This is a genomic window from Marinobacter sp. NP-4(2019), assembly GCF_003994855.1.
Lineage (GTDB): Bacteria > Pseudomonadota > Gammaproteobacteria > Pseudomonadales > Oleiphilaceae > Marinobacter.
The window spans coordinates 12,510-35,904 of record NZ_CP034143.1; the positions used below are offsets into that span (position 1 = coordinate 12,510).

21 protein-coding genes and 1 riboswitch are annotated in these 23,395 nt (G+C 52.1%); of the genes, 13 read left to right on the forward strand and 8 right to left on the reverse strand.

Features of this window, described 5'->3' with window-relative positions:
* Positions 1-33 precede the first annotated feature (33 nt).
* Genes EHN06_RS20395 through EHN06_RS20405 form a run of 3 tightly spaced genes read right to left on the reverse strand, consistent with a single transcriptional unit; the run spans position 34 to position 2,386 of the window.
* The gene (locus EHN06_RS20395; RefSeq protein ID WP_127334540.1) at positions 34-543 is read right to left on the reverse strand and encodes a PD-(D/E)XK nuclease family protein; all 510 of its coding nucleotides are present in this window, start codon (positions 541-543) and stop codon (positions 34-36) included.
* The gene (locus EHN06_RS20400; RefSeq protein ID WP_127334541.1) at positions 540-968 is read right to left on the reverse strand and encodes a CFI-box-CTERM domain-containing protein; all 429 of its coding nucleotides are present in this window, start codon (positions 966-968) and stop codon (positions 540-542) included. The genes EHN06_RS20395 and EHN06_RS20400 overlap by 4 nt, the downstream gene beginning before the upstream one ends.
* Before the next feature lie 2 nt (positions 969-970).
* On the reverse strand, positions 971-2,386 hold the full coding sequence (locus tag EHN06_RS20405; protein WP_127334542.1) for a fused MFS/spermidine synthase: 1,416 nt from the start codon (positions 2,384-2,386) through the stop codon (positions 971-973).
* A 269-nt stretch (positions 2,387-2,655) separates the two neighbouring features.
* Here EHN06_RS20405 and EHN06_RS20410 point away from each other — a divergent pair, with 269 nt between their 5' ends.
* Entirely contained in the window at positions 2,656-3,240 is a 585-nt protein-coding gene (locus EHN06_RS20410; protein WP_127334582.1) for a hypothetical protein, read from the forward strand.
* Here the strand turns inward: EHN06_RS20410 and EHN06_RS21220 are convergent.
* Complete coding sequence (locus EHN06_RS21220; RefSeq protein WP_157680786.1) at positions 3,222-3,383, reverse strand: hypothetical protein; 162 nt, start codon at positions 3,381-3,383, stop codon at positions 3,222-3,224. The two genes, EHN06_RS20410 and EHN06_RS21220, sit on opposite strands and share 19 nt — an antisense overlap.
* Before the next feature lie 234 nt (positions 3,384-3,617).
* On the opposite strand from EHN06_RS21220, the gene EHN06_RS20415 reads away from it, so the two are divergent.
* From EHN06_RS20415 to EHN06_RS20425, 3 genes are all read left to right on the forward strand, one after another.
* Entirely contained in the window at positions 3,618-4,286 is a 669-nt protein-coding gene (locus tag EHN06_RS20415) for an SOS response-associated peptidase (protein ID WP_127334543.1), read from the forward strand.
* Positions 4,287-4,686: 400 nt separating this feature from the next.
* A complete protein-coding gene (locus EHN06_RS20420; RefSeq protein ID WP_127334544.1) occupies positions 4,687-5,250 on the forward strand; it encodes a recombinase family protein in 564 nt (187 codons plus the stop codon).
* Between the two features lie 92 nt (positions 5,251-5,342).
* A complete protein-coding gene (locus tag EHN06_RS20425) occupies positions 5,343-10,337 on the forward strand; it encodes a DEAD/DEAH box helicase (RefSeq protein ID WP_127334583.1) in 4,995 nt (1,664 codons plus the stop codon).
* Between the two features lie 407 nt (positions 10,338-10,744).
* A riboswitch (cobalamin riboswitch) is annotated at positions 10,745-10,944 on the reverse strand.
* 481 nt (positions 10,945-11,425) lie between these two features.
* Here EHN06_RS20425 and EHN06_RS20435 read toward each other — a convergent pair.
* Positions 11,426-12,232 carry a DsbA family protein gene (locus EHN06_RS20435; protein ID WP_228257513.1) on the reverse strand — a complete coding sequence of 269 codons (807 nt, stop codon included), beginning with the start codon at positions 12,230-12,232 and terminating at the stop codon, positions 11,426-11,428.
* Between the two features lie 454 nt (positions 12,233-12,686).
* On the opposite strand from EHN06_RS20435, the gene EHN06_RS20440 reads away from it, so the two are divergent.
* Genes EHN06_RS20440 through EHN06_RS21225 form a run of 4 tightly spaced genes read left to right on the forward strand, consistent with a single transcriptional unit; the run spans position 12,687 to position 14,803 of the window.
* Entirely contained in the window at positions 12,687-12,983 is a 297-nt protein-coding gene (locus tag EHN06_RS20440) for a hypothetical protein (protein WP_127334546.1), read from the forward strand.
* Positions 12,980-13,657 (forward strand): hypothetical protein, encoded by a 678-nt coding sequence (locus EHN06_RS20445; RefSeq protein ID WP_127334547.1) that lies wholly within the window; start codon positions 12,980-12,982, stop codon positions 13,655-13,657. The genes EHN06_RS20440 and EHN06_RS20445 overlap by 4 nt, the downstream gene beginning before the upstream one ends.
* 49 nt (positions 13,658-13,706) lie before the next feature.
* On the forward strand, positions 13,707-14,024 hold the full coding sequence (locus tag EHN06_RS20450) for a hypothetical protein (RefSeq protein WP_127334548.1): 318 nt from the start codon (positions 13,707-13,709) through the stop codon (positions 14,022-14,024).
* Positions 14,025-14,077: 53 nt separating this feature from the next.
* Positions 14,078-14,803 (forward strand): HNH endonuclease family protein, encoded by a 726-nt coding sequence (locus EHN06_RS21225; RefSeq protein ID WP_323053032.1) that lies wholly within the window; start codon positions 14,078-14,080, stop codon positions 14,801-14,803.
* A gap of 50 nt (positions 14,804-14,853) precedes the next feature.
* Here the strand turns inward: EHN06_RS21225 and EHN06_RS20460 are convergent, their stop codons facing one another.
* Positions 14,854-15,921 (reverse strand): hypothetical protein, encoded by a 1,068-nt coding sequence (locus EHN06_RS20460; RefSeq protein ID WP_127334549.1) that lies wholly within the window; start codon positions 15,919-15,921, stop codon positions 14,854-14,856.
* A gap of 815 nt (positions 15,922-16,736) precedes the next feature.
* On the opposite strand from EHN06_RS20460, the gene EHN06_RS20465 reads away from it, so the two are divergent.
* The gene (locus EHN06_RS20465) at positions 16,737-17,039 is read left to right on the forward strand and encodes a DUF1778 domain-containing protein (RefSeq protein ID WP_227664047.1); all 303 of its coding nucleotides are present in this window, start codon (positions 16,737-16,739) and stop codon (positions 17,037-17,039) included.
* A 79-nt stretch (positions 17,040-17,118) separates the two neighbouring features.
* Positions 17,119-17,559 (forward strand): hypothetical protein, encoded by a 441-nt coding sequence (locus EHN06_RS20470; protein ID WP_227664046.1) that lies wholly within the window; start codon positions 17,119-17,121, stop codon positions 17,557-17,559.
* A gap of 246 nt (positions 17,560-17,805) precedes the next feature.
* On the opposite strand, the gene EHN06_RS20475 is transcribed toward EHN06_RS20470, so the two are convergent.
* Complete coding sequence (locus EHN06_RS20475; protein ID WP_011783486.1) at positions 17,806-18,282, reverse strand: hypothetical protein; 477 nt, start codon at positions 18,280-18,282, stop codon at positions 17,806-17,808.
* Positions 18,263-19,162 carry a DNA replication terminus site-binding protein gene (locus EHN06_RS20480; RefSeq protein ID WP_058341907.1) on the reverse strand — a complete coding sequence of 300 codons (900 nt, stop codon included), beginning with the start codon at positions 19,160-19,162 and terminating at the stop codon, positions 18,263-18,265. The genes EHN06_RS20475 and EHN06_RS20480 overlap by 20 nt, the downstream gene beginning before the upstream one ends.
* Before the next feature lie 191 nt (positions 19,163-19,353).
* Here EHN06_RS20480 and EHN06_RS20485 point away from each other — a divergent pair, with 191 nt between their 5' ends.
* From EHN06_RS20485 to umuC, 3 genes are all read left to right on the forward strand, one after another.
* Positions 19,354-21,234 carry an AAA family ATPase gene (locus EHN06_RS20485; protein WP_127334552.1) on the forward strand — a complete coding sequence of 627 codons (1,881 nt, stop codon included), beginning with the start codon at positions 19,354-19,356 and terminating at the stop codon, positions 21,232-21,234.
* Positions 21,235-21,657: 423 nt separating this feature from the next.
* On the forward strand, positions 21,658-22,086 hold the full coding sequence (gene umuD / locus EHN06_RS20490; protein WP_011783492.1) for a translesion error-prone DNA polymerase V autoproteolytic subunit: 429 nt from the start codon (positions 21,658-21,660) through the stop codon (positions 22,084-22,086).
* A 1-nt stretch (position 22,087) separates the two neighbouring features.
* Positions 22,088-23,368, forward strand: a complete 1,281-nt coding sequence (umuC, locus tag EHN06_RS20495; RefSeq protein ID WP_227664045.1) for a translesion error-prone DNA polymerase V subunit UmuC — start codon at positions 22,088-22,090, stop codon at positions 23,366-23,368.
* Positions 23,369-23,395 lie beyond the last annotated feature (27 nt).

The window sequence follows — 23,395 nt, forward strand, 5'->3', positions numbered from 1 at the left end:
GCCGGTATTGAAGAGCATTGCTCGGTGTATGTATTAATTACCTGCAGATTCCCGACAATGGTCCCGGTAGGCACAGGAACGGCATTTCTGGGGCGCCGGCAGACAGGGTACCGCCTCGCCATTTTTTGCTTTTCTGGCCAGAATTGTTGCGGATTCAATCTCCCGGTACAGGGCATGGTCAGAGCGGGGCAGGGTAATGTATTTCTCGGCCTGTCCTGTTTTGACTAGGATTCTGGAGACTTTGTACTGATCGCCCCTTGCGGACAATGCGGCGCATTTTGCCTGCACGATGTCACTCTCAAAGATCGGACCATTCCGGCTTTTGTATTCGACCGCCAGAACACCGCCGTTCACGCGATAGAGCAGATCCGGTTTGCCGAACACCTTGTACCTGGCGTTAAAAAACGGCTTGGTACGCCGTCCGTCGTCGACCCAGATTAAACGGCCATCAATGCCAAGCGCATCTGAACGTTTGAGACGGTGCCAGAGAATGACGACTGCGATAGCGAATAAAAGCAGTGCCGAGGCAAGAAAACCTGTCATGACTGATTCCCTCTTCGGGAGCACCAGCACACCAGTCGATCCGCCAGGAAGCGCACAATGCCTGCAATCCTGGGCGATGACTGGCTCAAATGAATGGCCAGTGGGGACAGTCGATAATAGAGCCTGACGAGCAGGGCTCCTCCGGGCCACTTTAATATCGCGTCATCTCGAAACTTTCGGAGAACATTGGTTCGTGGATCATCCACGCCATAGAGATATGACGCCACGTAGCAGCGCTTGTCCTGTCGAGCCTGCCGGTTCAATGCCTCATGCTTTAAGTCACCCTGCTGCCGGGCCAGGACAGCCTGCTTGGTTGGCGTGGCACCCTGATATTTGAGCGCCACAGAATGCGGGCAGAAAACGGTGCGTCCGACGTCAGAAGCCGAAATCCACTCTGTTCGTTGTTGAGGCTGATTCTTCCCCATGTTCAGTCCTGCTCGGTCGTGCCATTCAGTGCAGACAAATATCCGTCTACCGTTACTCTGGTTGTATCATCTCGATACAAACCCGCAACCGGGTCTTTGCTGGACGGCTTTCCGCATAGGTACACCAGATTCTCCAGTCCATCCCGGTAGCCAGTGATGTCTGTCACGCACCGGGAAAACGCCCGGCGAACCGTGTTATCCATTGTCAGGGAATACTGATCCGTCAGCCTGGGGTTGGCCGCGATATTCAGAATGGCTTTGCCGTCAGGTAACAGGCGTTCGGATACGAGCGAAAAGAATTCAAAGGTGGCTGTATGCATCGGGATGGTGGCGGCGTTCGTGTAAAGATCCACGACGATGACATCCCATTGCCGCTTGCTGGTCAGCAAATAGGCTCGGGCATCCTGAGCAACGAAGTTCCCCTGAATCTTTTCCTCCAGAAAGTTTTCCTCAACCACCGATTTCAGCTTTGGATCAATGTCGAGGTAGGTAAGTCGCGCACCACCGGACATTTCTGCGGACAAAGTGAATCCGCCGGCGCCTAACACGAGGATGTTCTTTCCGGTCACATCATCGGAAAAAATGGCCTGCTTCATTATCTCAATGTAGGGCCAGCCTTTGCGATTCTCCCTGCCAATATAGGAGGCGGAGCTGCGGTTGATGATTAAGCGCTTGCCGTCGGCATCCTGCGCAATATGAATATCGCTGTACGGGGTGGTCGCGGCAAACAGCTGGCCCGGGATGCGCACGTTGGCAACAAATGTGATGGCGAGTGAGATTGCGGCGACGCCCAGCAGGGCGGATTTCAAGGGCGATCGCTCGGGACTGATCACCAATACAGCGCAAATAGCCAGTATTGCGCAATTAATGACGATGGAATAGCCCACGCCAAGAAAGTACATCAGCACCAAAGAGGTTAGCAGGCAGCCAACAACATTACCGATCGTGCTCAATGCCGTGGCGCTGCCGGCTGCTTCACTTTTTCGAGTGTTTTGGTCTGCTGTGTTGAGTAGCAGGGGAACTGTCTGTCCGAGTAAGAAAACCAGTGGTCCCATGATGACCATACAGAAACTCAGCAGATGGATCAGGGGATTGCGGAGTCCCGGGATGCCCGCAGTAATGTCTGCGACCGTCAGAAAATACCAGCTGACAAACGGGTAGGAGAGACCGATGCCGAACAATCCGATGGCAACAATGAGATTTACCAACAGGGCTCTGGTAAATTTTTCAGGTGCCGCTTTCCCGCCCTGATAATAGCCAAGCGCCAGGGCCGCTAAAAAGCAACTGATGATAATAGAGGTGCAAAGCACGGAACTGCCGACAAACGCCACCGTCTGGCGGATAGTGACCATTTGTACGCCAGAACTGGCGAGACCCTCCAGTAGGAGGATAAGAGCCACACGCTGCTTAGAGATCATTGTTCGCCCTGCCTGAGGTTTCTGGCCAGCGAGCTTATCAACGGGGGATCAGGTGGAGTGATGAAAAGGGTCTTGTCCAGGAAACCCAAACTCACCACATCCAGGTTCATATACCCGCTCTGGATGGCTACGGGATTCTCCGTAGCCCCTCGTTAACGTACGCCCAGTCTTGATCAATCAAGTAGGATTGAAAGAATATTGCAGCAGCGGTTAGCCGCGCTGACAGCGCGATGTACCAAAGCGAGGAGCTTGGCCGTAATCGGGTAACTATGAACTCCATTCCGCACTATCTAAAAAAACTGTTTTCTCGGGCGTATCGCCGTCAGCTTGCCGCTGAAGAACGCCAAAGCGAGCTGAAGGTCTTGATTCAAGAGCATCTTGAGAAACTTCCCAGATGTGAGGGGCAAATACTGGTAGCCACCAGCGAGGACCAGGAAGAGGGTTTTTTCTGCGATGTTACGGTGCCTGCAAGAGTGTTGTTGGCCTGGGCCAGGGAAGACGCCGAGAAAACGGTGATTCAAAACGTCAGTGCCCAAGCGGCGAGGGAGGCTCTGCCGATCTGGCTAGCGAACTCGACCTTCGACACCCGCAAGGTGAGTCGGTTACCGGGCGGCCATTTCGGCCTCGTTGAAGAGCGGATTAATGACTGGGTGACCGATGGAACCGCTACGGTGTATTGCCCGGAATGCGGCCATGAAGTCCAAGACATTGCGATCACGAAGGCAAACGAAGTCCAGGCCGGCAGGGCCTATTTCTGGTGGACAGATATCTGGAGCTGCCCCCGAGGTCACCTGTTACGCCAAAAGGATCAGGAAATACGGTTTATATTGAGGCCTCACCGACAGGGAGCTTGATTCTCAGCAGGCTTCCGGGTAACTCCTGAGAGCGTCAGGGCGCGGCCTACCACGTAGCCGGCTGCCACACCGACCAACGCTGTCACCGGTCCGATCAGGCCGCCGACCAAGCCACCAACAAACATCAGTATCACGCTTTTCATACAGACTTCTCCCGCCTTCTAGGCAGCTGCATTAGTCCGAGTATAGGACATTGTGTCCGACGATGGGTTGATCCACTCGTGTTGTCTCGCCAAAATACTGTACATTAGAACAGTGTATGAGGTAAGCATGTCCTGCACTAAGCCTGGTAACTGCGAATTCGCCTCAAGCCTGGGCCTAGAGCGCCCTTGGATTTTGGCTACACTGCCTCAGATAGGTCGGGCAAGGATTCAGTTATGTGCGGACGTTACAACGTAACCGACTCTCCGGAAGTCCAAACGCTGATGGAACAATTGGGGCTGTCTGGCATTGCACCCAGACCCCAGCACAACGTCCCACCGGGCGGAATCGGCGAGTTTGTCATAGAAGCGGCGGATGACCGGTATCTGCTACCAGGTATCTGGTCGCTATTGATCGAGCCAAACCCGAACGGCTATGGCTTCCGGCCCAACCCGAAATTTCACACCTTCAATGCCCGCAGCGATCGGCTGACCAGCAGTCCGTTATGGAAAAAGGTGTATCCCACCAAGCGTTGCATTATTCCAGTCAGCGCATTTCACGAATGGAAAGGTAAGCAGGTCTACAACATTCACCCGCAGAATGAAGCCACGGCACTTGCGGGGTTATGGCAATCCTGGCACTTCGGGGAGGAGCAGGTGAATTCCTTCACCGTCATCACACTGCCGCCGCACCCGAGGTTCAGCCATATCCACCCGAAAAGCATTCCGCTGATGCTGCGGCCAGAGGAGTTTGATCTGTGGCTGGATCCGGAGTTTCACGAGACGGATGCGTTTCGGGGGCTGATGCGAACGCATATTTCTGCACCGTTGGTGTGCGAGCCCGTACGGAGTACTCATAACTTGGACCCGGTAGGCGATGTGGAGGTTATCTCCGCTGATAGCTAGCTGGTTTCATCGAACCCACCAGGAAATAGAAAAGACCGGCGCAACCACTAGGATCGGAATCGTCACCCAAACCGGGAACGCTTCCCATTCCTTCCAGTCGACACCACAATCCATAGCACCAACCATAACCAGGGCTTCACGCTGGGTTATGGAGAATCAATGACTGAGCACCGCGCGGCACTGGGGATGCACTACCAGCAATGGCATTACCGGTAGCTCAAGCAGAAGTGCTACTCTCAGGCGAAGCACGAGAAGCGACAAATTGGTTCACGTTGGGTGTTTGTTGGGGAAGCGGTCGTTTGTTGTACGCTCTCGGCTACCCCTCAAAAATACCCAGTTTCGGCTTGTTTCCTGTCCAACAATCACGTACAACAATCTATGAGCAGAAAAGGTACCTTTCATGATCATAGGTTATGCGCGCGTCAGCACTAACGACCAAAATCCCGAACTCCAGGTCGATGCACTGAAAAAATCCGGGGCTGAACAGATCTTCCAGGAAAAGTTTACCGGTACCCAGCGCGAGCGACCCGAGTTGTCGCAGTGTCTCCGTATGCTCCGGCAGGGCGATGTTTTGGTCGTGTGGAAGCTGGACCGTCTCGCTCGATCATTAAAAGACCTGGTGGAAATTGTTCAGGACCTCCAGGATCGCGGAATAGGCTTTAAGTCCCTGACGGAATCCATCGACACCACCAGTTCAGGTGGCCGCTTGGTGTTCCATATCTTCGGGGCTCTGGCTGAGTTTGAGCGTGACCTGATTCGGGAACGGACGATGGCTGGATTGGAGGCTGCCCGGGCCAGGGGACGTAAGGGCGGTCGGAAGCCCTCGCTGTCAAAGACGGACACACAGAAAGCTGCCGCAATGTTATTGGACCCGAAGATCACCAAGACCGAGGTGGCGCAGCACTTTGGGATTAGTCGGACCACGCTCAACGCTTCACTTCGGCGTAATGGGCACCCTATTTAGCTTGTGTGCTAACTAACTGGTATTTTTACCGCAAAGATTCCAGAAGCCGTAGTCCTAGACTGCGGATGAAAACAATGGACCAAGGAATGATGATGACAGCCCTCCAAAGAATACTGTCGCAGTTCAGAGAAATGACGCTGACAGAGCGTGACAAAGGAACCAGCTTCGAGAACCTGATGGTTCAATACTTCAAAACGGAACCCTTCTATAAAGAACAATATTCTGAGGTGCTGTCTTACTCCGACTGGGTTGACCGATACGGCACAAACCTTGGCATCAGCACGAAGAAAGATACTGGTATCGACCTGGTAGCCATCACCACCGATGGCGAGTTCCATGCAATTCAGTGCAAGAACTATTCGCCAGACCACACGATCGGCAAAAGCGACATCGACAGCTTCTTCACAGCCTCCGGCAAAACCTACTTCAGTCACCGGATCATTGTCACAACAACGGATAAATGGACGGGCAATGCCCAGGACTCCCTGGAGAATCAGCACCCACCCGTGTCCCGAATTGACCTCCATAACCTGGAAAACAGTGTCATCGACTGGTCGCAGTATCATGAGGGTACAAAGCCAGCCCTCAAGGCTCAGAAGCAACTCCGTGAACACCAGATTGATGCTCTCAACGCTGCGGCGAACGGGCTGAAGAGCGCTGATCGTGGCAAGCTGATTATGGCCTGTGGCACAGGCAAAACATTCACTTCGCTGAAGATAGCCGAAGCAATGGCTGGCAAAGGTAAACGGGTACTGTTCCTTGTCCCCAGCCTCTCTCTTCTCGGCCAGACACTCACCGAGTGGACTCAGGAATCTGCAATCCCCCTGAAAAGCTTTGCAGTCTGCTCAGATAGCGATGTCGGGAAGCGGCGCGGCAAAGATGATGACCGAGTGATTGCCGGCATCAGTGATCTGCAATATCCAGCCACCACCAACGCGGCCTCACTGCAGAAACACATGGCAGATCACCACAGCGGTGACGCTATGACTGTTGTGTTCTCCACCTATCACTCCATTGGGGTTCTGAACGAAGCTCAGACCACTGGAGCCAACCCGATCCCGGCCTTTGACCTAATCGTCTGCGACGAGGCGCACCGAACCACCGGTGCAACTTTTGACGGTGAGGAAGAATCAGCTTTTGTTCGAGTCCATGACAATAGCTACATCCAGGGCAACAAACGCCTCTACATGACAGCAACCCCCCGCATCTATGGAGACGATGCCAAGAGCACCGAGAACGTCACACTATGCTCAATGGACGACAAGTCGCTATACGGAGAGGAACTGTATGTCATCACATTCTCCGAAGCCGTGGCCCGCAAGCTGCTCGTCGATTACAAAGTGATTGTCCTCGCTGTTGAGGAAACCCACGTCAACCGGCGCCTGCAGAGCCTTCTGAAAGATGCCGACAACTCACTCAAAGTGGATGATGCCGCAAAGATCGTGGGTTGCTGGAAAGCCCTATCGAAACAGGGCTTGGTTGAAACCATGGGGCAAGAGCCCGATCCCATGAAGCGAGCGGTCGCTTTTTGCCAGGTCATCGAAAAGGAATACAAGGGCAAAAACCACAAGGTCAGCTCGAAACTGATCTCTGAGATGTTTGGTGCGGTTGTGTCGCAGTATCAGGAAGCCGAAATAGCAGCGCTCCGCGACAAAGATCCTGATGCCACGCTCGATCAGGCGCTGACCATGACCTGCGAGGCCGAACATGTCGACGGTGGTATGAACGCCAGTGAAAAGGAAGCCAAGCTGGAATGGTTGAAAGCCACTACGGAGGACAATACCTGCCGTATTCTCTCGAATGTGCGCTGTTTGTCTGAAGGGGTTGATGTGCCCGCACTGGATGCCGTGCTGTTCCTGACACCAAGATCCTCTCAAGTGGATGTGGTGCAGTCCGTTGGCCGGGTGATGCGCCTGGCTCCGGAAAAAGACCTGGGGTACGTGATTCTTCCGGTCGTTATTCCCGCCGGCGTTGAGCCCGAAGAAGCCCTCAATAATAACGAAACCTACCGAGTGGTTTGGCAGGTTCTAAACGCCCTTCGGTCCCACGATGATCGCTTTGACGCCATGATCAATAAGCTGGAATTCAACGGCAGTATGCCCAGCAAAATGGAGGTTGTGGCGGTTGCAGACAAGGTGACACCGAAGGCCACCAAAAAATCGACCAAAGAGCGTAAAGCCGGTCGTGCCCGTGGTGGACGTTCAATTGGCTCTAATGATCCGAATCCGAATCATCAGCAGGCAGAGCTGGTGTTCGAGGTCGGCGATATTGAGCGAGCACTTTACGCCAAGATCGTTAAGAAATGTGGCAATCGGCACCACTGGGAAGACTGGGCGAATGATATTGCCAAGATCGCCAACACCCATATCGACCGGATCAGGGCGATATTGGAAGATGAAAGCCACGTTGAGGAAATTACCGCGTTCAATGCATTTGCAAATGAACTACGCGACGATTTGAACAATAGCATTCCAGATGAAGAAATCATCGAAATGCTGGCTCAACATCTGATCACCAAGCCTGTTTTTGACGCTCTGTTTGAGCAGTACAGCTTTGCCAAACACAATCCGATGTCTCTAGCGATGCAGCACGTGTTGGACAAGCTGCATGAACATAGCTTGGACAAAGAGCGCAAAACACTGGAGTCATTCTATGAATCAGTAAAGCTTCGGGCCGAAGGCATTAACAGTGCAGAGGGCAAACAAAGAATTATCGTGGAACTCTACGATAAGTTTTTCCGAAACGCTTTTCCTCGGATGACGGATCGTCTGGGCCTCGTGTATACCCCCGTCGAGGTGGTGGACTTCATCATCCATAGTATTGAAGACGTGCTCAAAACTGAGTTTGGTAAAAGCGTGGCCGATGAGAACGTGCACATCATCGACCCATTCACTGGCACTGGAACATTTGTTACCCGGCTGCTTCAATCCGGCCTGATTCCCAAAGATCGGTTACCACATAAGTACAAACATGAACTTCACGCCAACGAGCTGGTACTGCTGGCCTATTATATTGCCGCCATTAATATCGAAGCCACATACCACGGCATAATGAATGACAACGTGACGGGTCTGGAAGATGGCGACCAAATTTTTGAGGTCCCTTACGAGCCATTTAATGGGATTTGCCTCACCGATACATTCCAGATGTATGAGAGTGAAGACATGATTGACGACCTTTTGGTTGAAAACAGTTCACGCCGCAAGCGCCAAAAAGAACTGGATATTCGCGTCATCATGGGTAACCCGCCATATTCCATTGGGCAAGTTAGCCAGAACGATAACAATGCTAACGTCAGCTACCCCAAGCTGGATAGCCGGATCGAAGAGACTTATGCCTCCCAGTCAAAGGCAACCCTATCGAAGGGTCTTTACGACAGCTACATTCGCGCTATTCGTTGGGCATCCGACCGCATTGGTGACGCGGGAGTGATTGGTTTTGTGACCAATGGTGGCTTTTTGGAGGCCAATGCTACCGACGGCTTGCGCAAGTGTTTGACGGAGGAGTTTTCCAGCATTCACGTGTTTCACTTACGGGGAAATCAGCGCACCTCTGGCGAGCTATCGCGAAGGGAGGGCGGGAAAATTTTCGATAGCGGCAGCCGGGCCCCTATTGCGATTTCTCTTCTGGTTAAAAATCCCGAAGCAGCTGAGCACGGACGTGTCCTGTTTCATGACATTGGTGACTACCTGAGTCGTACTGAAAAGCTGGAAATGATTGCAGGCTATGCCAGCCTGAATGGTATCCCGAGCTGGCAGCGAATTGTTCCTGATCAGCATGGCGATTGGCTTAATCAGCGCGATGATAGCTTTGGCGAGCATATCGTTTTGGGTGATAAGAAAGGCGATGGCCCCAAACTATTCAGTAACTACTCATTGGGAGTGGCAACTAACCGCGATGCTTGGGTTTACAACGCTAGTAAGGTAAAGCTTAAACACAATGTGAACAGCATGATTGACTTTTACAACGCCGAGTTACAGCGTTTTAATGCAGTCTATCCAGGGCTGGGTACAAAGGCACGTCATGCGAAAGTAGATGACTTTATCAATACCGATCCAACACGCATCAGCTGGACACGTGCTCTCAAACAGGAGCTGGCTAGAAATAAATGCTTTGCCTTCGAAGAGCCATCGGTTACCACCTCCCTTTATCGACCGTTCACGAAACAATGGCTGTATTTCAATCGCTCTTTCAACGAGATGGTGCTCCAAATGCCTCGTATATTTCCGCATGAAGGGGCGGAAAACTTGGTGATTCAGACCACGGGCGCAGGGGCGAAAAACTTTTCTGTCCTTATTTCCGATGCGCTTCCATGTTTAGACAACATCGAAAAGGGCCAATGCTTCCCGCTTTACCTTTACGATGAGCAGGCCCAAGAGCAAGGTAGCAGCAGCAAGGACATGTTTGCACAAGATGAGCAACATAAAGCTGGCCTCAAGCGTCGCGATGCGATCACCGATGAAGGACTGGCTCACTTCCAAGAAGTATACCCCGGTGAGCTGATCACGAAGGAAGGCCTTTTCTATTACGTATACGGCATCCTTCACAGCGAGGACTACCGTACCCGCTTTGCCTATAACCTGAGCAAAGAGCTTCCGCGCATACCGAGAGTTAAAAGCTCAGCCGATTTTTGGGCATTTTCAGAGGCTGGCCGTGACTTGGCCAATTTGCATCTGAACTACGAAACCGTAGAAATGTACCCGTTGAACATTCAAGACAAGGGCAACCTGGTGGACGGGGATTACCGCGTCACCAAGATGAAATTCGGTAAAAAGCGCTGTGAGTCAACCGGGAAAAACATTAACGATCTCAGCACTGTCATCTACAATGGTAAGATCACAATGAGCGGAATCCCGGAGGAAGCGTGGGACTACGTCGTGAACGGTAAGGCAGCATTAAACTGGGTGATGGAACGCCAGGCTGTGACCCCTCACAAGGCCAGCGGCATCGTCAACGATGCAAACGACTGGGCCACTGAAACCATGGGGAATCCAAAGTATCCCTTGGAACTGTTTCAGCGCGTGGTTACTGTAAGTCTCAGAACTCAGGAGATCGTCAGAGGCCTGCCGAAATTGGAAGTTCTCTAGGTTTACGTGATGCTAGGTGTCCACTAAAGAGTGGACACCATCATGGCCTTGGCGGACCCAGGTCACGCCTCGATCACCGAGTGCTTTCAATCTGAAGTCATTGTCATCTATAGCTTCGTGCTTATAGACAGTATTCTCAGGACGCCTACGGCATAGAGGCCCATAGCCCATGGCTGCCAATCAGTGCGAAGCGACTCCGGAATATCAACCGCAAACAAAATGCCGATCGGCGTCAAAATAGCCGCCAAGCAAAACACTATTATGGTTCGAGAAAATGCAGTTGGTCTCTGTTGAGGCTCTTTATCCATGCTACCCACCGTTACTTGATATGAGGTGGGCAACTTTGGGTAGGGGAGGGTCGAAGAATGGTTGAGTCCTCACCACTACTATCAGTCGCCCACGCAATAATCGTGTTGCGATTGATAGCTTGGTCTTCGGACTCAGGGGCATGAATCGTTTGATTCGCCTTGCGTGGCGACTTCCCGGTCTAAACCAGTGTCGTTATGCCACACTTGTTCCCCAACACCGCTGCGCGTCAGTCCCGGATTCTAACCGGATTCCCGCACCACCTATTCTAGGTGGTATCAGCTATCTTCAGCGGTTGAGAGCACCAACCTATCTTTCACCAACCACGATTAGTGGCGTTAAACGATAGTGGCGACTTCCCAACCAGAATGATCAGTGTCAATATGCCAAAAATCACCATATATGGTACTGGCTTTGGTTTTTTTGTCAATATGCAGGTTTTAGGTGCCCTGCTGGCGTCTTACTTCCCATCAAAACTACTGCGCATAATCTCAGATTATGGAAAATCGAACGCTGCCAAGGCTTCAACGGCTGGACCCGATTACTCTCAAATCTCTGTCGACCCCACCCATGTATCTCCGAGATAAGCATCCAGCTCAGGCAAAGTGAGATGTGCTGTCACAGATTCCAGCATCCGTTGTGACCAACCGGATTCAGGCGCCGGCATTTCAAAAACAAGATTCCGGTCTGCGTCCAGGACAGACAGAGTATGGTGGGCAACAGGAGTGAGAATGTCGGGCTCATAGGGGGCCTCTCGCCCGACAATAAAGCAAATTGCCATATCAGCTCCCGAGAATCTGCTGAAGGGCCTGGGTCAGCTGCTCTGGCGTTTTATAGCCTTTGATGAGGTAATCACGACCGGTTTTGTGATCAAGAATCCTCAGAGCCGGTGTTCCGGTAATACCCAGCTTGGATCCCTCACGATAATCCCCGGAGATTCGGTCTTCGTGGGCATCAGAGTCCAGGCAGAGCTCTATCGCTTTGCCACTCAAGCCCATCGATCTGGCAAACGTCGGCAGATCACCCACCCCCTGACCATTGCTTCGAGTCTTCTCAAAAAATTGGTCAAGGGCTGCCCAGGCAACCTGATTGCCATAGGACTCTCGCACGCACTCGACGGCTTTGGCTTGCATGGCGGCCGCCGGGTTATGACCGCTTAAAGGGAAATGCTTGAATTCCCAGTTTACGACGCCGCTGGAGTTATCAACGACCGATTTCAATCCACCATGCATTTTGCGGCAAAACGGACACTCAATATCGCTAAATTCCTGCATGGTGAGCCGAGCGTTCAGGTTGCCGTATACGAGCCGGTCATCCGGTGTTCGAGGGGAGGCCAATTCATATTCTCCGATGAGAGTTTGAAAGGCGTTCTTTGCCACCCTTTGTTCGGCTAGATCCAACCTCTGATCCACGATGGACACGACTTCATTGCTTGTAAGCGTCTGCGTGACCTGTGATTGCCCTTGTTTGAGTGCTTTTATCTCTGAAAACTGGTGGGCGTGGCTCAGCGAGAGAACGCCAAGAGCCGCGAAGACAGCTACTTGCGAGAGTTTGGGCATGACAAAAGGTCCGGAATAAATTTTCACCATCCTATCGGCTCCGGACCGATTAATAAGGTTCAAACGGTCAGGTAGGCATGACCTTTTGTTTTCTGCCAGCCATTGTTCCTACCAATAGAATTCCAGCACTTATTTCTAAACAGAAATGGCTGGTGATTTGACTGGCCCACTAAGAGGCAGACCCTGACTTTGAAGACCCAAAGTAGTGGAACCGTGATCGCACAGGTCGCCGATCAAATTGGCGGCGAGGCGGCAACCAGTTACCTGCCCGCCGGGTACACAGGTCACTGTGCCATTGTTGCGGAATCTAACTCGGATGTGATTGCCGTTCTATCGTCAGGAATCGAGGCATTTAGAGTGGCGGCCTACGCAATCACTCCTGATGGTGGGTACGGATCGGTGAGCATCCACCCAACTCAGCTGGATGAAACTCATGAGTCTCTCCTAGACTGGATAGACGTCGGCAGAAAGATTAGGAGTGCCGTTGAAGATTGAACTGCTGTTTCTGACTTTTGCCGCCTACGCCATTCTCCAGCTTTTCAGCTTGAGAGTCTTTCGCTGCCATTTGAAGTCCGCTGCGGTCGTTTCAGCGGTCATTGGCGCCCTCATCACCGCGTACACAATCATCACAATCCTTCTGGCTAGCAACCTGTGGCCACTGATGGTTCTGTTGTCGGCTCCATGGATGTTGCTTTATCTAGTCTTGCTACTGATCCTGAACGCCCTGGTTAACGCAAGAGCACTCGGTAATCGACATCGTTGGTCGCAATCAAAGCCATGAAGAAAGCTGTGCTGAAATTTCTGGGGTGGGCTGAGTTTCGGGCTCGAATGAAACATCGCTTTAATCCTGAGCCCGTTGATACAAGTCAGTATGCGGACCAGCTTGCCAGCAAAGTCTCATGGTCTCCGATGGTCACGCAAAGCGTGCTGTTACGCCGAAGACTCGTTTCCCTCGGGCCTCTTGCTTTGTCATTTGCGTTGCCATCGTCGCTGAAGATCCTGATGGCTGTAATGCCTGTTTTGATTACCCTTCCGATGATTCCGGTCGTCGACACTTGGCACAAGTTTCAGTTTATCGCACCGTTCATCCTGATTCCTGGGTACCTCACAATTGGCTACGTCTTCTATCGCTCGGCGGGTCGGCCCGTGTTTGATCGCAAATCAGGGACCTTTTGGAAAGGCTCAAGCGAATCTCGGCACACGGGGGTAGTTGAGCTGGCCGACATTCATGCACTCCAGCTGATCTCTTACTTTTACTCGGACGGCGATCCGAAATCAGCCGGCGTTGTTTACCAGCTGAACGCTGTTTTGAGCGACAGATCAAGGCGAGAAGTATTCACCCAGCGCCGACCGTTGACCTCCGCTGGCAGAAGGGCGCTTATCGGAGATTGTGAACGCCTGGCTCGATGGCTTGGAGTTCGTCTCTGGGACTCGATACATGAATTTGATCGATAAGCTACAGACGATTAAGGTTTGAGCATTCGAATAAACAAGGAACTCTTCAATGGAGCAACGTAAGGCGCGCGTGATCATTCCGGATCACTTATCTTTCGCAGATCTCGGTCTGAGACGCCTTGAGACAGGCAAAATTGAATTCGACTGGGACGTAATCAAGCAAATCTGTGAGCGCAGTGAGAGGATTCCTTTAGATCACCTCGAAGAAGGCCCTGATGATAATGTGGTCGGCTTGATTCTTGGCTGGTATATGGTGATTCGGGAGAATGGTGGGGAGAGCGATCCTGTAGCCGAACAACTCGTTGCTGAGTTTATGGAAAAGGAGCCTGAGGGCGACTCCACTGATGATGAATCTGGACGTGCTTGAGCAGCCCAGCACCTCAAATTGAGCCATTCCGCATCTCTAAGGAATCAAAAAACTTGATCAATGCAGTATTGAAGATCGTATTTCTTGCCCTTCTGACCGCCGCCAACCCAGCTTTCGCTTCAGTCGTTAAAATGTCGAACAGCGGTATCTGCCATCCACCACAAAGCAGCTGGTATGACCGAACCAAAACCTTTCAGCCATTTGATTCTGTTGAAGCGTGCCTTGCCTCTGGCGGTCGCCTGCCGAAGGGGATGGCTCGTCCTTCTGTAAGTGATCGGAGAGTTATCAAGTCGTCCGATTCAGATAGCTACTCCAGGTCAGCCTTTGGCCACGGATGGGATGATGCAAATGGTGATTGCCAGGACAGTAGGGCAGAAGTGCTTATTCAGATGTCATCAACACCGGTCAGATTTACAACAGATCGACGCTGCCGGGTCGTGACCGGCAGATGGATAAGCCCTTTCTCGGGAAATGTCATTCAGAATGCGTCTGAAGCGGACATCGATCATGTTGTCCCATTGAAATGGGCCTGGGATCGGGGAGCCAATCATTGGAGTGATGCAAATCGAGAACGGTTTGCCAATGACCCTGTAAATCTTCTGCCGGTCGAGGCATCGCTGAATCGCAGTAAGGGTGCAAGAGGCCCGATGGAATGGTTGCCACCCTCCGGGCAATGTGGGTACGTGGCGCGGTTTTCCAGGATTACGAAGAAATACCGGCTAGAACCTCAACCAACTGAAACTGAGTGGATCAAAGACTTTCTGCGGCGATGTCGCTAATGGGTCACAACCGACAGTCTGCTTTGCAGCCCAGCATTTGCGCACCCCTTCTATGTTTCTACCTGGTAAGTATGTGGGCCGGACCGTTTCAGTAGACCAAATGCAACAAGGGCATCAAGATAGCTTCGAACGATGCTTGACGGGGTTCGTATTAGGGCATTCTCCTCGCTGGTAAGAAACCATACATTTTTTTCGGCAACCGGGGTCTTGCGATTACTCGTTGCAAACAGGGCTTCAAGCTTGAGATCGCTTAGACGCTTAGCCCAGTCGACAACGCCGAAATGACGAACAACACTGTCAGTGAGTGGCTTGACTGAAACCTGATGCCCCCTCTGAACGTCAGCGATTGCCCGCTCGTAAATGTAGGTTTGCCATACCCGCCGGTCTATGTTGAACAACCAGTCTCCAGCGACTCGTACCGATAGATACTTGGGCCAGCGACCACTGGCAAACTCCCTGGGAAAGCGCTGTGGAATGTCGAGTAAAAGCTTTCTCGAATTCGCTGCGAGGAGCTTTTCTCTCGCTTCCTGACCAGCGACCGTGTTGAGCTCGATGAGTTTTTTCAGATCTTCCTGATAGTTGGCTCTTGCGGCTTCACGCTGCCTTTGATGTTCGCGAGCAGCATCACGCTCTTTATCTTCACGTCGGCGCCGGCGATCAAGCACCTCAGATACCTTGGCCTCCAGTTCCGCTTGTTTCTGTCGAACTTTTTTTAAATTGGAATACAGTGAACAGCGGTACCAGCAACGAGCAGCCATTCTCAGCACTGCGCGTTCTAGCACTTCGGTATTCGCCAAGGCATCAATCTCCCAGTCGCCCAGGTCTATCTCCATGAGGTTATCCAAGGCTTCGGCTTTGGGTCGCTCCACACCATGAGTAACCTTGATCTCAATGTAGAGCTTGGCATTGTTCTTCAGCGTTGCGGTGATGTCGGGTATCCAACGACCGGGCTCTTCTGCCTGCTTTTCTGACACGGCCGACACCAACTGAACGAGACGCTCTGGGTAAAGAACGCGGCCTGTCAGAACATCGTCCTCAGAAGTGACGGGAACCGTTATCTCCACGGAGTGAGCGGGAAGCACTACGGTTAAGTGATCCAAGATGATTTGCTTGGCCATCTTGTGAACGGCTGTTTCGAAGCCGCCGACACACTCGGGTCCGCGATCATGAGAAAAATAGGGCCGGGTTTGTTCACCTTGATTGGCAATAAGGGGCCAATCACAATTTGGACACCGGCAATTACAGTCTCGCCCGCGAGCCACATTTTCTGGAGCGACGAGTCTGCCATCGAGGGAGCCAAAAGGAATTTTTAAGGACCGTTTTTTCATCAGAGCAGGCTAAGATAATGGTCAAACATGGCAGCGAGAATGGTTCGGTATTGGGGATTGTCAGGGGTGGAATTGCACCGAGTGTCTGCTCTGCGACCATACCGAGTACCAATAGCTTGTTCCGATCTCATCCAAAGGGGGCTCATCGAACGGTCACTCTTTTGCGGAACAAATACGTTGTTCCGTTGAATGGGCGAGGGGTCGTGAAATCAGTCTCTGGTTTTTTTGCGGACAGGGTGCGATTTTCTGACAACCAGTTAAACCTTCCGCACCCGCCGGGGCCAGGCTTAATCGATGTAATGATTCGTATCCCAATGTTTCACCTTGCGAAGTGCGTTCCAGGATAGCGGTTGGGCAGCTATACAGACTTGCTCATAGCATATGAGCGGTTTCTTCTGTGATCACACATTTTGTAATTGTTCTACAATACGGCGTGTCAGTGGATTAAGCCCCGTTGACATTGGGATAGCTTTAGCCGATAGTTAATGTACGGTTATTTTCCGTACATTATGGCTTCTAGGTTTAAGCCAGTAGTGCAGCATAATGGAAAACACCAAAACAGAGGTTCTGGCCGATTGGCCAGCCAGTTGAAAGAGGAACACCGCATGTCAAAGACAAGCGCGCGGCTGGATTTACGAATTGATCCGGCTATTAAAGAATTGGCGGCGCGCGCTTCAGCTCTGACCGGGAGTCACAGTCTCTCAGACTTTGTCATCCAGGCAATCCGGGAGAAGTCGGTTCGCGTGATCGAGGAGGCTGAGGTGTATCGCCTGAACAGCCAGTCGTTTGATGCTTTTGTAGCAGCCTGCGAAGCAGCTCCAGCACCGAACGAGGCATTGCTGAGGGCGAAACGTCGCCGGAGTAAAAGGATGGAAAACGGTGACCTTGAGGTTAGAGCCATTAGATAAGAAGTCGCATGACCGGAAATCGTTTGATTGTGGGCTGGAACGGGTAAATGAGTTCCTTAGGCGAGAAGCTCGCAAGCAAATGGACAAGAAAATTAATCGCACCTGGGTGCTGGTGGATGATGAACCTACAAATATGTTGCCAGCTCAGGTCCTGGGGTATTTCACCCTGACCAGCGCAACCGTGGTGCGTGATGAGTTGCCAGATCAGGAGACCCGTAGTCGATATCCGGCCTATCCCATTCCAGTGATCAAGCTTGCGTGGCTGGGTGTGGATAGCAAACTACACGGCTCCGGACACCGATACGGTGAAACGCTGCTTCTTGAGGCCTTGGAGGAGGCGTACCGGATTGTTCAATACAGTGGCATGGGAATAGCGGTTGTAACGGACCCTCTTACCCAGAGCAGTGATCGCTTTTTTAAGCGCTACGGTTTCCTGCCTATGGGAAGGCAATTTGGAGATCTGCAGTCGCTTTACTTGCCGATGGGTACAATTGGTCAGCTGATTGATCTTCCATCTTGAGGATGATCGCAACCAGGAATTGCCGCCCGAACGAGCGTTCAAAGCTTTGAATAACGGGCTGTAGTGAGATTTTGGTTCCGTTCAGAAAATGAATACTCTCGCTGCCAGTCCGTCTCAGCATAAGGGGTATGAAGCCTGGCGCTGCTCTCAGGCAGGGCTGGAGCTCCTTTCCACATACCAAACCGACGAGTCCACGATCTCTGGCGGATGAGTCAAGCCGCAAGAGAGCTGCAGGTGGCATTCTACCTAACCTTTATACAGTGCTGCCGCCCCTCTTAGCGCTGCCAATACCAATTGCTCGTCGTCACAAACGGACTGCTTCTTAAGTTGTGCAAGAGCAAGTGCGCCAAGCCGAAAACTTTGTGAAATGGGCAGGGGTAGGGCGTATCCGGTACCTGATCCTTGGCTGGCAGCCAGGTAAATCCTGCCGGGCTGGCGCTCAATCGTTATCCCCTTTGTTGGCCTCTTAAACTCGGCCTTGGGTAAATAGCCCAGACACACACAACAAAGAAGTGGTAGGTCGTCCTCGCCCAATTGGAGAACGATCTTTCTATTCCATTCAATGCGTTCACCTTGGCGTGGTGCGACTTCCAAATTCAGTGCAGCCAGCGGCACGCCACCCTCTTGGGTGATGTAGGTCGCTTCTGCAGTGAGAGCCGCCTTTGAACCGAAACAGCGTACCTTTGCCTGGAGAGCAGGGTGTTCAGGCTTGACCGTCGACATAGCGATGAATGCTCAATGCTTGAATGACAGGTTCTGGCTCTATCTTGGATTCGCGCTGGAGTCGAACTGGAACCTCATTACGAAATGCTGGATTTTCACGCCAAGCCAACCTCGGGAGAGTCTCCTGCTGTGCAATAACTACTCCCGAAATCGGGCAACTCTTCCGGAGGACCTTACCCGCCTCGCGATAGGCGTAGTTTGCTCGCAATTGATTCGGCAGAGTGATTCGGCGGACCAAAGGCTGATCGGGTGAACATTTTCGCCTCAGGACATCTACGGCGGTGTCTGCCAACTCCACATCGCGATCCCTGAGTCCTTCGGCAAGCGCCATGGCCTCATCAAAGCTGAGTTTCTGGATCCGGGCGTGACTGGTTGCCCAGGTCCAGGAGATTGAATCCAAATTACGAGGCATGATCCGGATCTGTCGGTAACACTCCCGCAGATCAAGCGTCTGAATTCCTGCACTTTTCAGAGCGTTCTTTAGCACCGTTTCTCGTGATACCCCGCGCTTCTCAAGGGAAAGGTTCCGGATTTTCAGAACAGTTTCCTTGAAGTGACTTTTAGCTGCATTTAGCTGCTCGACCGCCGACACTGTCGCATCTGAAGCACAAATAATGCCCGCTTCATATTTCCTGTTGTGAGTATCGTCAATGGTCAGCCCAACCGCATCTATAATCGCAGCTCTGCGCGCATCCGCGGTATAGCGCTGTTTTTCAGTGGCGCCAAAAGTTGGGATATACACTTCAAAATTTCTGGCATGATCCGCTTCTGATAGCTTCTTTAGCCCCTCACAATGATCCACGAGGGATTGATAAGCAGTCGAAAGCTCCTCGATCAAGTCACGCGGGACAGGGACATCGCCAACATCAGAGTTCAACATGTTTTGGATCTCCCAATATCAGAGTACGGCACGGACACTGTGTGAACACAAAAAACTTTAAGGTCTGGTTTATTATACCATATATTCCTGCAGACGAATCTCTTCATTAGCCAATACCAGACTCTGACGGTATCTTGGTTGCACCTAAGCAAAAGATCCTTGAGATTGCCTGAACTCACGAATTGGACACCATGACGAAACTTGCGATCCCACTAAGCCTTGAGACGTTACAAGAGCTGGATAAAGACCGGACAAGACTCTCCGGCTTAACCAATGCTGAGCTGGCGGGTTTGTTTACCCTGTTTAAACTGGCCAACTCATCAAAACCCTTTAATGGCCCTGCGAGTGAACGTCTCCTTGCGGAAAGCCTCCAGCTGATTGGTGATTCTCAAGAGGCCAGATCAGAAATTGAGGACCTGGTACAGGATCGAGTTGAGCACTTTTCTGACCTGGCTCCGGGTAACAGCGACATGTTCTTTCTCATGTCAGTCTCGGACGTTGCCAACAAAAGCTACCTGGAACAAAAAAACCGATGGCGTTACGGTTGCTCGAAAGAGTTCAACCAGGTGTTCATCAAACGTAACATCCTGGGTCTGCAGCGGAATGTGTCGCTGTCAATTGAGCATGACCGCTTGATTCGAGCCATCGAGGCCGAGCCGGACGAACCCATGGCCATTCAAGGCTTCGCCGGTGTGGGTAAGACCTACCTCATCACAACGCTTGCAGCATCCTTGAGCGCCAAAGGTCTCTCTGTTGTAGCTCTGGCTCACACCCGTCAGCAACTCACAGCGCTCATGGAACGCACGCAAGCCGTTCGGGGATTGACGTTAGCGGAATTGATGAAAGAGCTGGTCTATCCTGGAGAGCCTGCACCCAGGCCCTCCCGGGGCTCGCGTTACCGGATGGGGCAGCGCTTCAACCGCACCTATGAGCAAATGGCACATATTCTGGGGATCCAACCGCTTCAGCGAGCGAAGCCTCCCGAGGTTGCCAAAATTGCGTGGAAGACGGTAACGTCGTTTTGCCACAACTCCGGTCATGAGATCACGACTGAACATCTACCCGCTACGATAAAATCTCACTGGTCCGCCTCAGACAAAGTCATACTGGTAGAAGTTGCTCGCAGGATGTGGGAAGTCATTGTGAATCCGCCAAATCAGGAATCTGAACTGCCAATGCGGATCTATCACCAAATCAAGCATGCTGATGTTGAAGGCAAGGTGCTTCCTCCTTCGATCCGTATCGCCCTGGTCGATGAAGCCCACGATCTGCCCCTGCCCATTATTAATATTCTTGAGCGAACGCCGCCACCACAGGCGACATTTACCTTTGGTGATCGATACCAACACCTTTTCGGGGCCGGAGGAACTCAGCGACCAGGGCGATCACGAGGTCGAGAACTAGGCGTATCAGTCAGGGCTGGTGAGAGCACAACGGAGCTTTTTAACCAGGTTCTTGCGGCACACCCCATTACTCCGGAGCTGGAGTTTGTCGGCATCAGACCAGAAAACACCCGGGTTGTGTCCTACCAGACCCTGCCGGCGCCGAGCGGAAACTGCGCCATCATTTTTCGCTCATACTGGGCCTTGTTTGAGCAGTTCCAGCGATGCGCCCATGAAAAAGCCGCTTTCACGTTGATGCCAGGATCGGAGAAAGCCCTGCAGTGGTTCATGGGCGACGTAATCGAGCTGTTCAATCACGGTACGCGCCCAAGCTTCCCAAGCTTATTCCGGTACGGAACCTTCGACGAACTGGTAAAGCGAGAATCGCAGCACGCCGATATCAGTCGTATTGTCGACCTGCTTTCCCGCGGTTATCAGCTCAAACACCTCGATGAATCATTGTCTCGGCAGGCGAGGGGCTCTGCAAATGTTCTGTGGCTAGGGATGCCAGAACACACCAAGAACATGGAATTTGAAAAAGTTGTTATTGCCGACGATTTTTTCAGTCAGGCCAACATGGTCTCAAAAGATGCTCTCGTGTCCAGCGTGTACACCGCGATCTCGCGTGTTAAAGCGGAGCTGCACCTACCTGCCGAATTTGATAATTGGGTAAGGGGGCTCTCAAGCTGACCAGGGAAACGTTGGTCCACGGTTTATAGTTGTGCGTTATGCCCCTGCGGTTTTCGGATGATCCGAGAATTAGCGTCATCTTAATCTTTAATGATATGGTTTTTTATACCAGATCGGCTTTAGCAAACGAAGAAAAGCAGGAGTATCCCGCAACCTCTCAGATGAAATCCAAACTCGCTCCTGAACTAACCTTCAATTCTCTTTAATAACCTGACATAACCTTGGCACGGCTACGCCGCGCAACGCTCAGGACGGAAAAGCCTTCTCCTTTGTTTAGCCATGCTCCGAAGATGAAGGCTGGCCACTCTGGGTGTCGGAAGCGGATCTGGTATAAAAATTCAGACCAAAGTTTGCGGGGGTCGATCAAACCACCTTCAAGCAATATACTGTTCATCCATACAGTTTATTGAGATGCGGTGTCCAATGCTGATCAAACAGATTTTCCGTCCAACAGAGCAACTCCGAAGCTCCATTGCCTTCTTCAGTGATGCGGTCAAGGCCGGCTTCCCGTCTCCGGCCCAAGATTACATTGAAAAAACACTGTCTTTGGACGACCTGTGTATTCGGACGCCGGCTGCAACCTACTTCGTTCGTGCATCCGGCTCCTCCATGGAAAGGGCGGGGATTCACGATGGCGATGTGCTGGTTGTCGATCGCAGTCTGCCACCGGGACATCGCAAGATCGTCATTGCGTCCGTTGACGGCGAGTTTGTGTGCAAACGCCTGGACCTGAGTGTTCCGAGCCGGCCTGTGTTGCGGGCAGAAAGCGAAGATTACCCCGACATCACGCTTCGGGAGGAGGATGAACTCGAAATTTTCGGTGTTGTAACCACCGTGGTGCATGCGCTCTGACATGAAACAGGTGTTCGCTCTTTGTGACATGAACAGCTTTTACGCCAGCTGCGAGCAGTTATTCAATCCAGCGTTTCGTGGCCGGCCAGTCGTTGTCGCCAGTAACAACGATGGCTGTGCCGTTGCACGATCACCGGAGGCGAAAGCGCTCGGTATAAAGATGGGCCAACCCATTTTTGAGTTGCGGGAGTACGTCGAAAAGCACGGCCTGATTGTTTGCTCATCCAACTATGCACTCTACGGAGATATGTCCCATCGATTCATGCTTGCCCTGGCGGAATGCGCACCTCGGGTCATGCCCTACAGTATTGATGAAGCCTTTCTTGATCTGACCGGTATCGATTCCGTTGTGTCGTATCTGGATTTCGGCCACCACGTCAAAGAGCTGGTGCGAATATGGACGGGCTTACCTATCTGTGTCGGAATCGCTCCAAGTCCGACATTGGCAAAATTAGCTAACCACGCCGCAAAACACTATCCCGCCACCCGGGGTGTCGTGGATCTGACTGACCGAGACCGGCAACGACGTCTTATGCACCTGACACCGGTGGAAGAAGTATGGGGAATCGGCAGGAAACTGAGCAAACGACTGGATGCCCTGGGAATAAAGACCGCTCTGGATCTAGCCGATTCCGATCCTAAATGGATACGAGATCACTTTTCAGTCGTGGTCGAGCGCACCGTCAGGGAGCTGAACGGCATACCATGTCATTCAGACCTTCTCGAAGTAGCACCGGCAAAGCAGCAGATTCTATGTTCAAAGTCCTTCGGGGCACCCGTCACCGATCTGAACTCCATGCTTGCCGCGATTACCGCTCACGCATCCCGAGCGTCTGAGAAGCTGCGTCGCGAAAACCGGGATTGCGGGTATCTGGCCGCGTTCATGTCAACGAGCCGGTTTCGAACCGGTCACCACTACGCCAACCAGCAAGGGATTACTCTGCCATTCCCGACCTCAGACACCCGGGAAATCGTACGACATGCGGTCAGTATTGCCCGGTCGTTGTGGCGGGAGGGGTACCGATACAACAAAGCGGGCATTGTACTGACAGACTTCCGGGTGCCTGGTGCTTGCCAATCCGATTTTTTCAGCCAGGTCGAGGACGACGAGCGCAACCGGAAGCTGATGCGGACCTTAGACAAGATCAACAGCATCGCTGGCAAAAACACGATCCAGTTTGGCCGGCAGATTCACAAAAACCAAAGCTGGCAAATGCGAAGAGAAAATCTTTCGCCTGCTTACACGACTCGATGGGCTGACATCCCCGTGGCAATCAGTTAAATCCCTCAAACAAAGACAGCCTGGACG

Bases quoted from the DNA above. Each gene is read 5' to 3' on its own strand.
- EHN06_RS20395 (WP_127334540.1), bottom strand. From the start codon at position 543: ATGACAGGTTTTCTTGCCTCGGCACTGCTTTTATTCGCTATCGCAGTC.
- EHN06_RS20400 (WP_127334541.1), bottom strand. From the start codon at position 968: ATGGGGAAGAATCAGCCTCAACAACGAACAGAGTGGATTTCGGCTTCT.
- EHN06_RS20405 (WP_127334542.1), bottom strand. From the start codon at position 2,386: ATGATCTCTAAGCAGCGTGTGGCTCTTATCCTCCTACTGGAGGGTCTC.
- EHN06_RS20410 (WP_127334582.1), top strand. From the start codon at position 2,656: ATGAACTCCATTCCGCACTATCTAAAAAAACTGTTTTCTCGGGCGTAT.
- EHN06_RS21220 (WP_157680786.1), bottom strand. From the start codon at position 3,383: ATGAAAAGCGTGATACTGATGTTTGTTGGTGGCTTGGTCGGCGGCCTG.
- EHN06_RS20415 (WP_127334543.1), top strand. From the start codon at position 3,618: ATGTGCGGACGTTACAACGTAACCGACTCTCCGGAAGTCCAAACGCTG.
- EHN06_RS20420 (WP_127334544.1), top strand. From the start codon at position 4,687: ATGATCATAGGTTATGCGCGCGTCAGCACTAACGACCAAAATCCCGAA.
- EHN06_RS20425 (WP_127334583.1), top strand. From the start codon at position 5,343: ATGACAGCCCTCCAAAGAATACTGTCGCAGTTCAGAGAAATGACGCTG.
- EHN06_RS20435 (WP_228257513.1), bottom strand. From the start codon at position 12,232: ATGGTGAAAATTTATTCCGGACCTTTTGTCATGCCCAAACTCTCGCAA.
- EHN06_RS20445 (WP_127334547.1), top strand. From the start codon at position 12,980: ATGAAGAAAGCTGTGCTGAAATTTCTGGGGTGGGCTGAGTTTCGGGCT.
- EHN06_RS20450 (WP_127334548.1), top strand. From the start codon at position 13,707: ATGGAGCAACGTAAGGCGCGCGTGATCATTCCGGATCACTTATCTTTC.
- EHN06_RS20460 (WP_127334549.1), bottom strand. From the start codon at position 15,921: ATGGCCAAGCAAATCATCTTGGATCACTTAACCGTAGTGCTTCCCGCT.
- EHN06_RS20465 (WP_227664047.1), top strand. From the start codon at position 16,737: ATGTCAAAGACAAGCGCGCGGCTGGATTTACGAATTGATCCGGCTATT.
- EHN06_RS20470 (WP_227664046.1), top strand. From the start codon at position 17,119: ATGGACAAGAAAATTAATCGCACCTGGGTGCTGGTGGATGATGAACCT.
- EHN06_RS20475 (WP_011783486.1), bottom strand. From the start codon at position 18,282: ATGTCGACGGTCAAGCCTGAACACCCTGCTCTCCAGGCAAAGGTACGC.
- EHN06_RS20480 (WP_058341907.1), bottom strand. From the start codon at position 19,162: ATGTTGAACTCTGATGTTGGCGATGTCCCTGTCCCGCGTGACTTGATC.
- EHN06_RS20485 (WP_127334552.1), top strand. From the start codon at position 19,354: ATGACGAAACTTGCGATCCCACTAAGCCTTGAGACGTTACAAGAGCTG.
- umuD (WP_011783492.1), top strand. From the start codon at position 21,658: ATGCTGATCAAACAGATTTTCCGTCCAACAGAGCAACTCCGAAGCTCC.
- umuC (WP_227664045.1), top strand. From the start codon at position 22,088: ATGAAACAGGTGTTCGCTCTTTGTGACATGAACAGCTTTTACGCCAGC.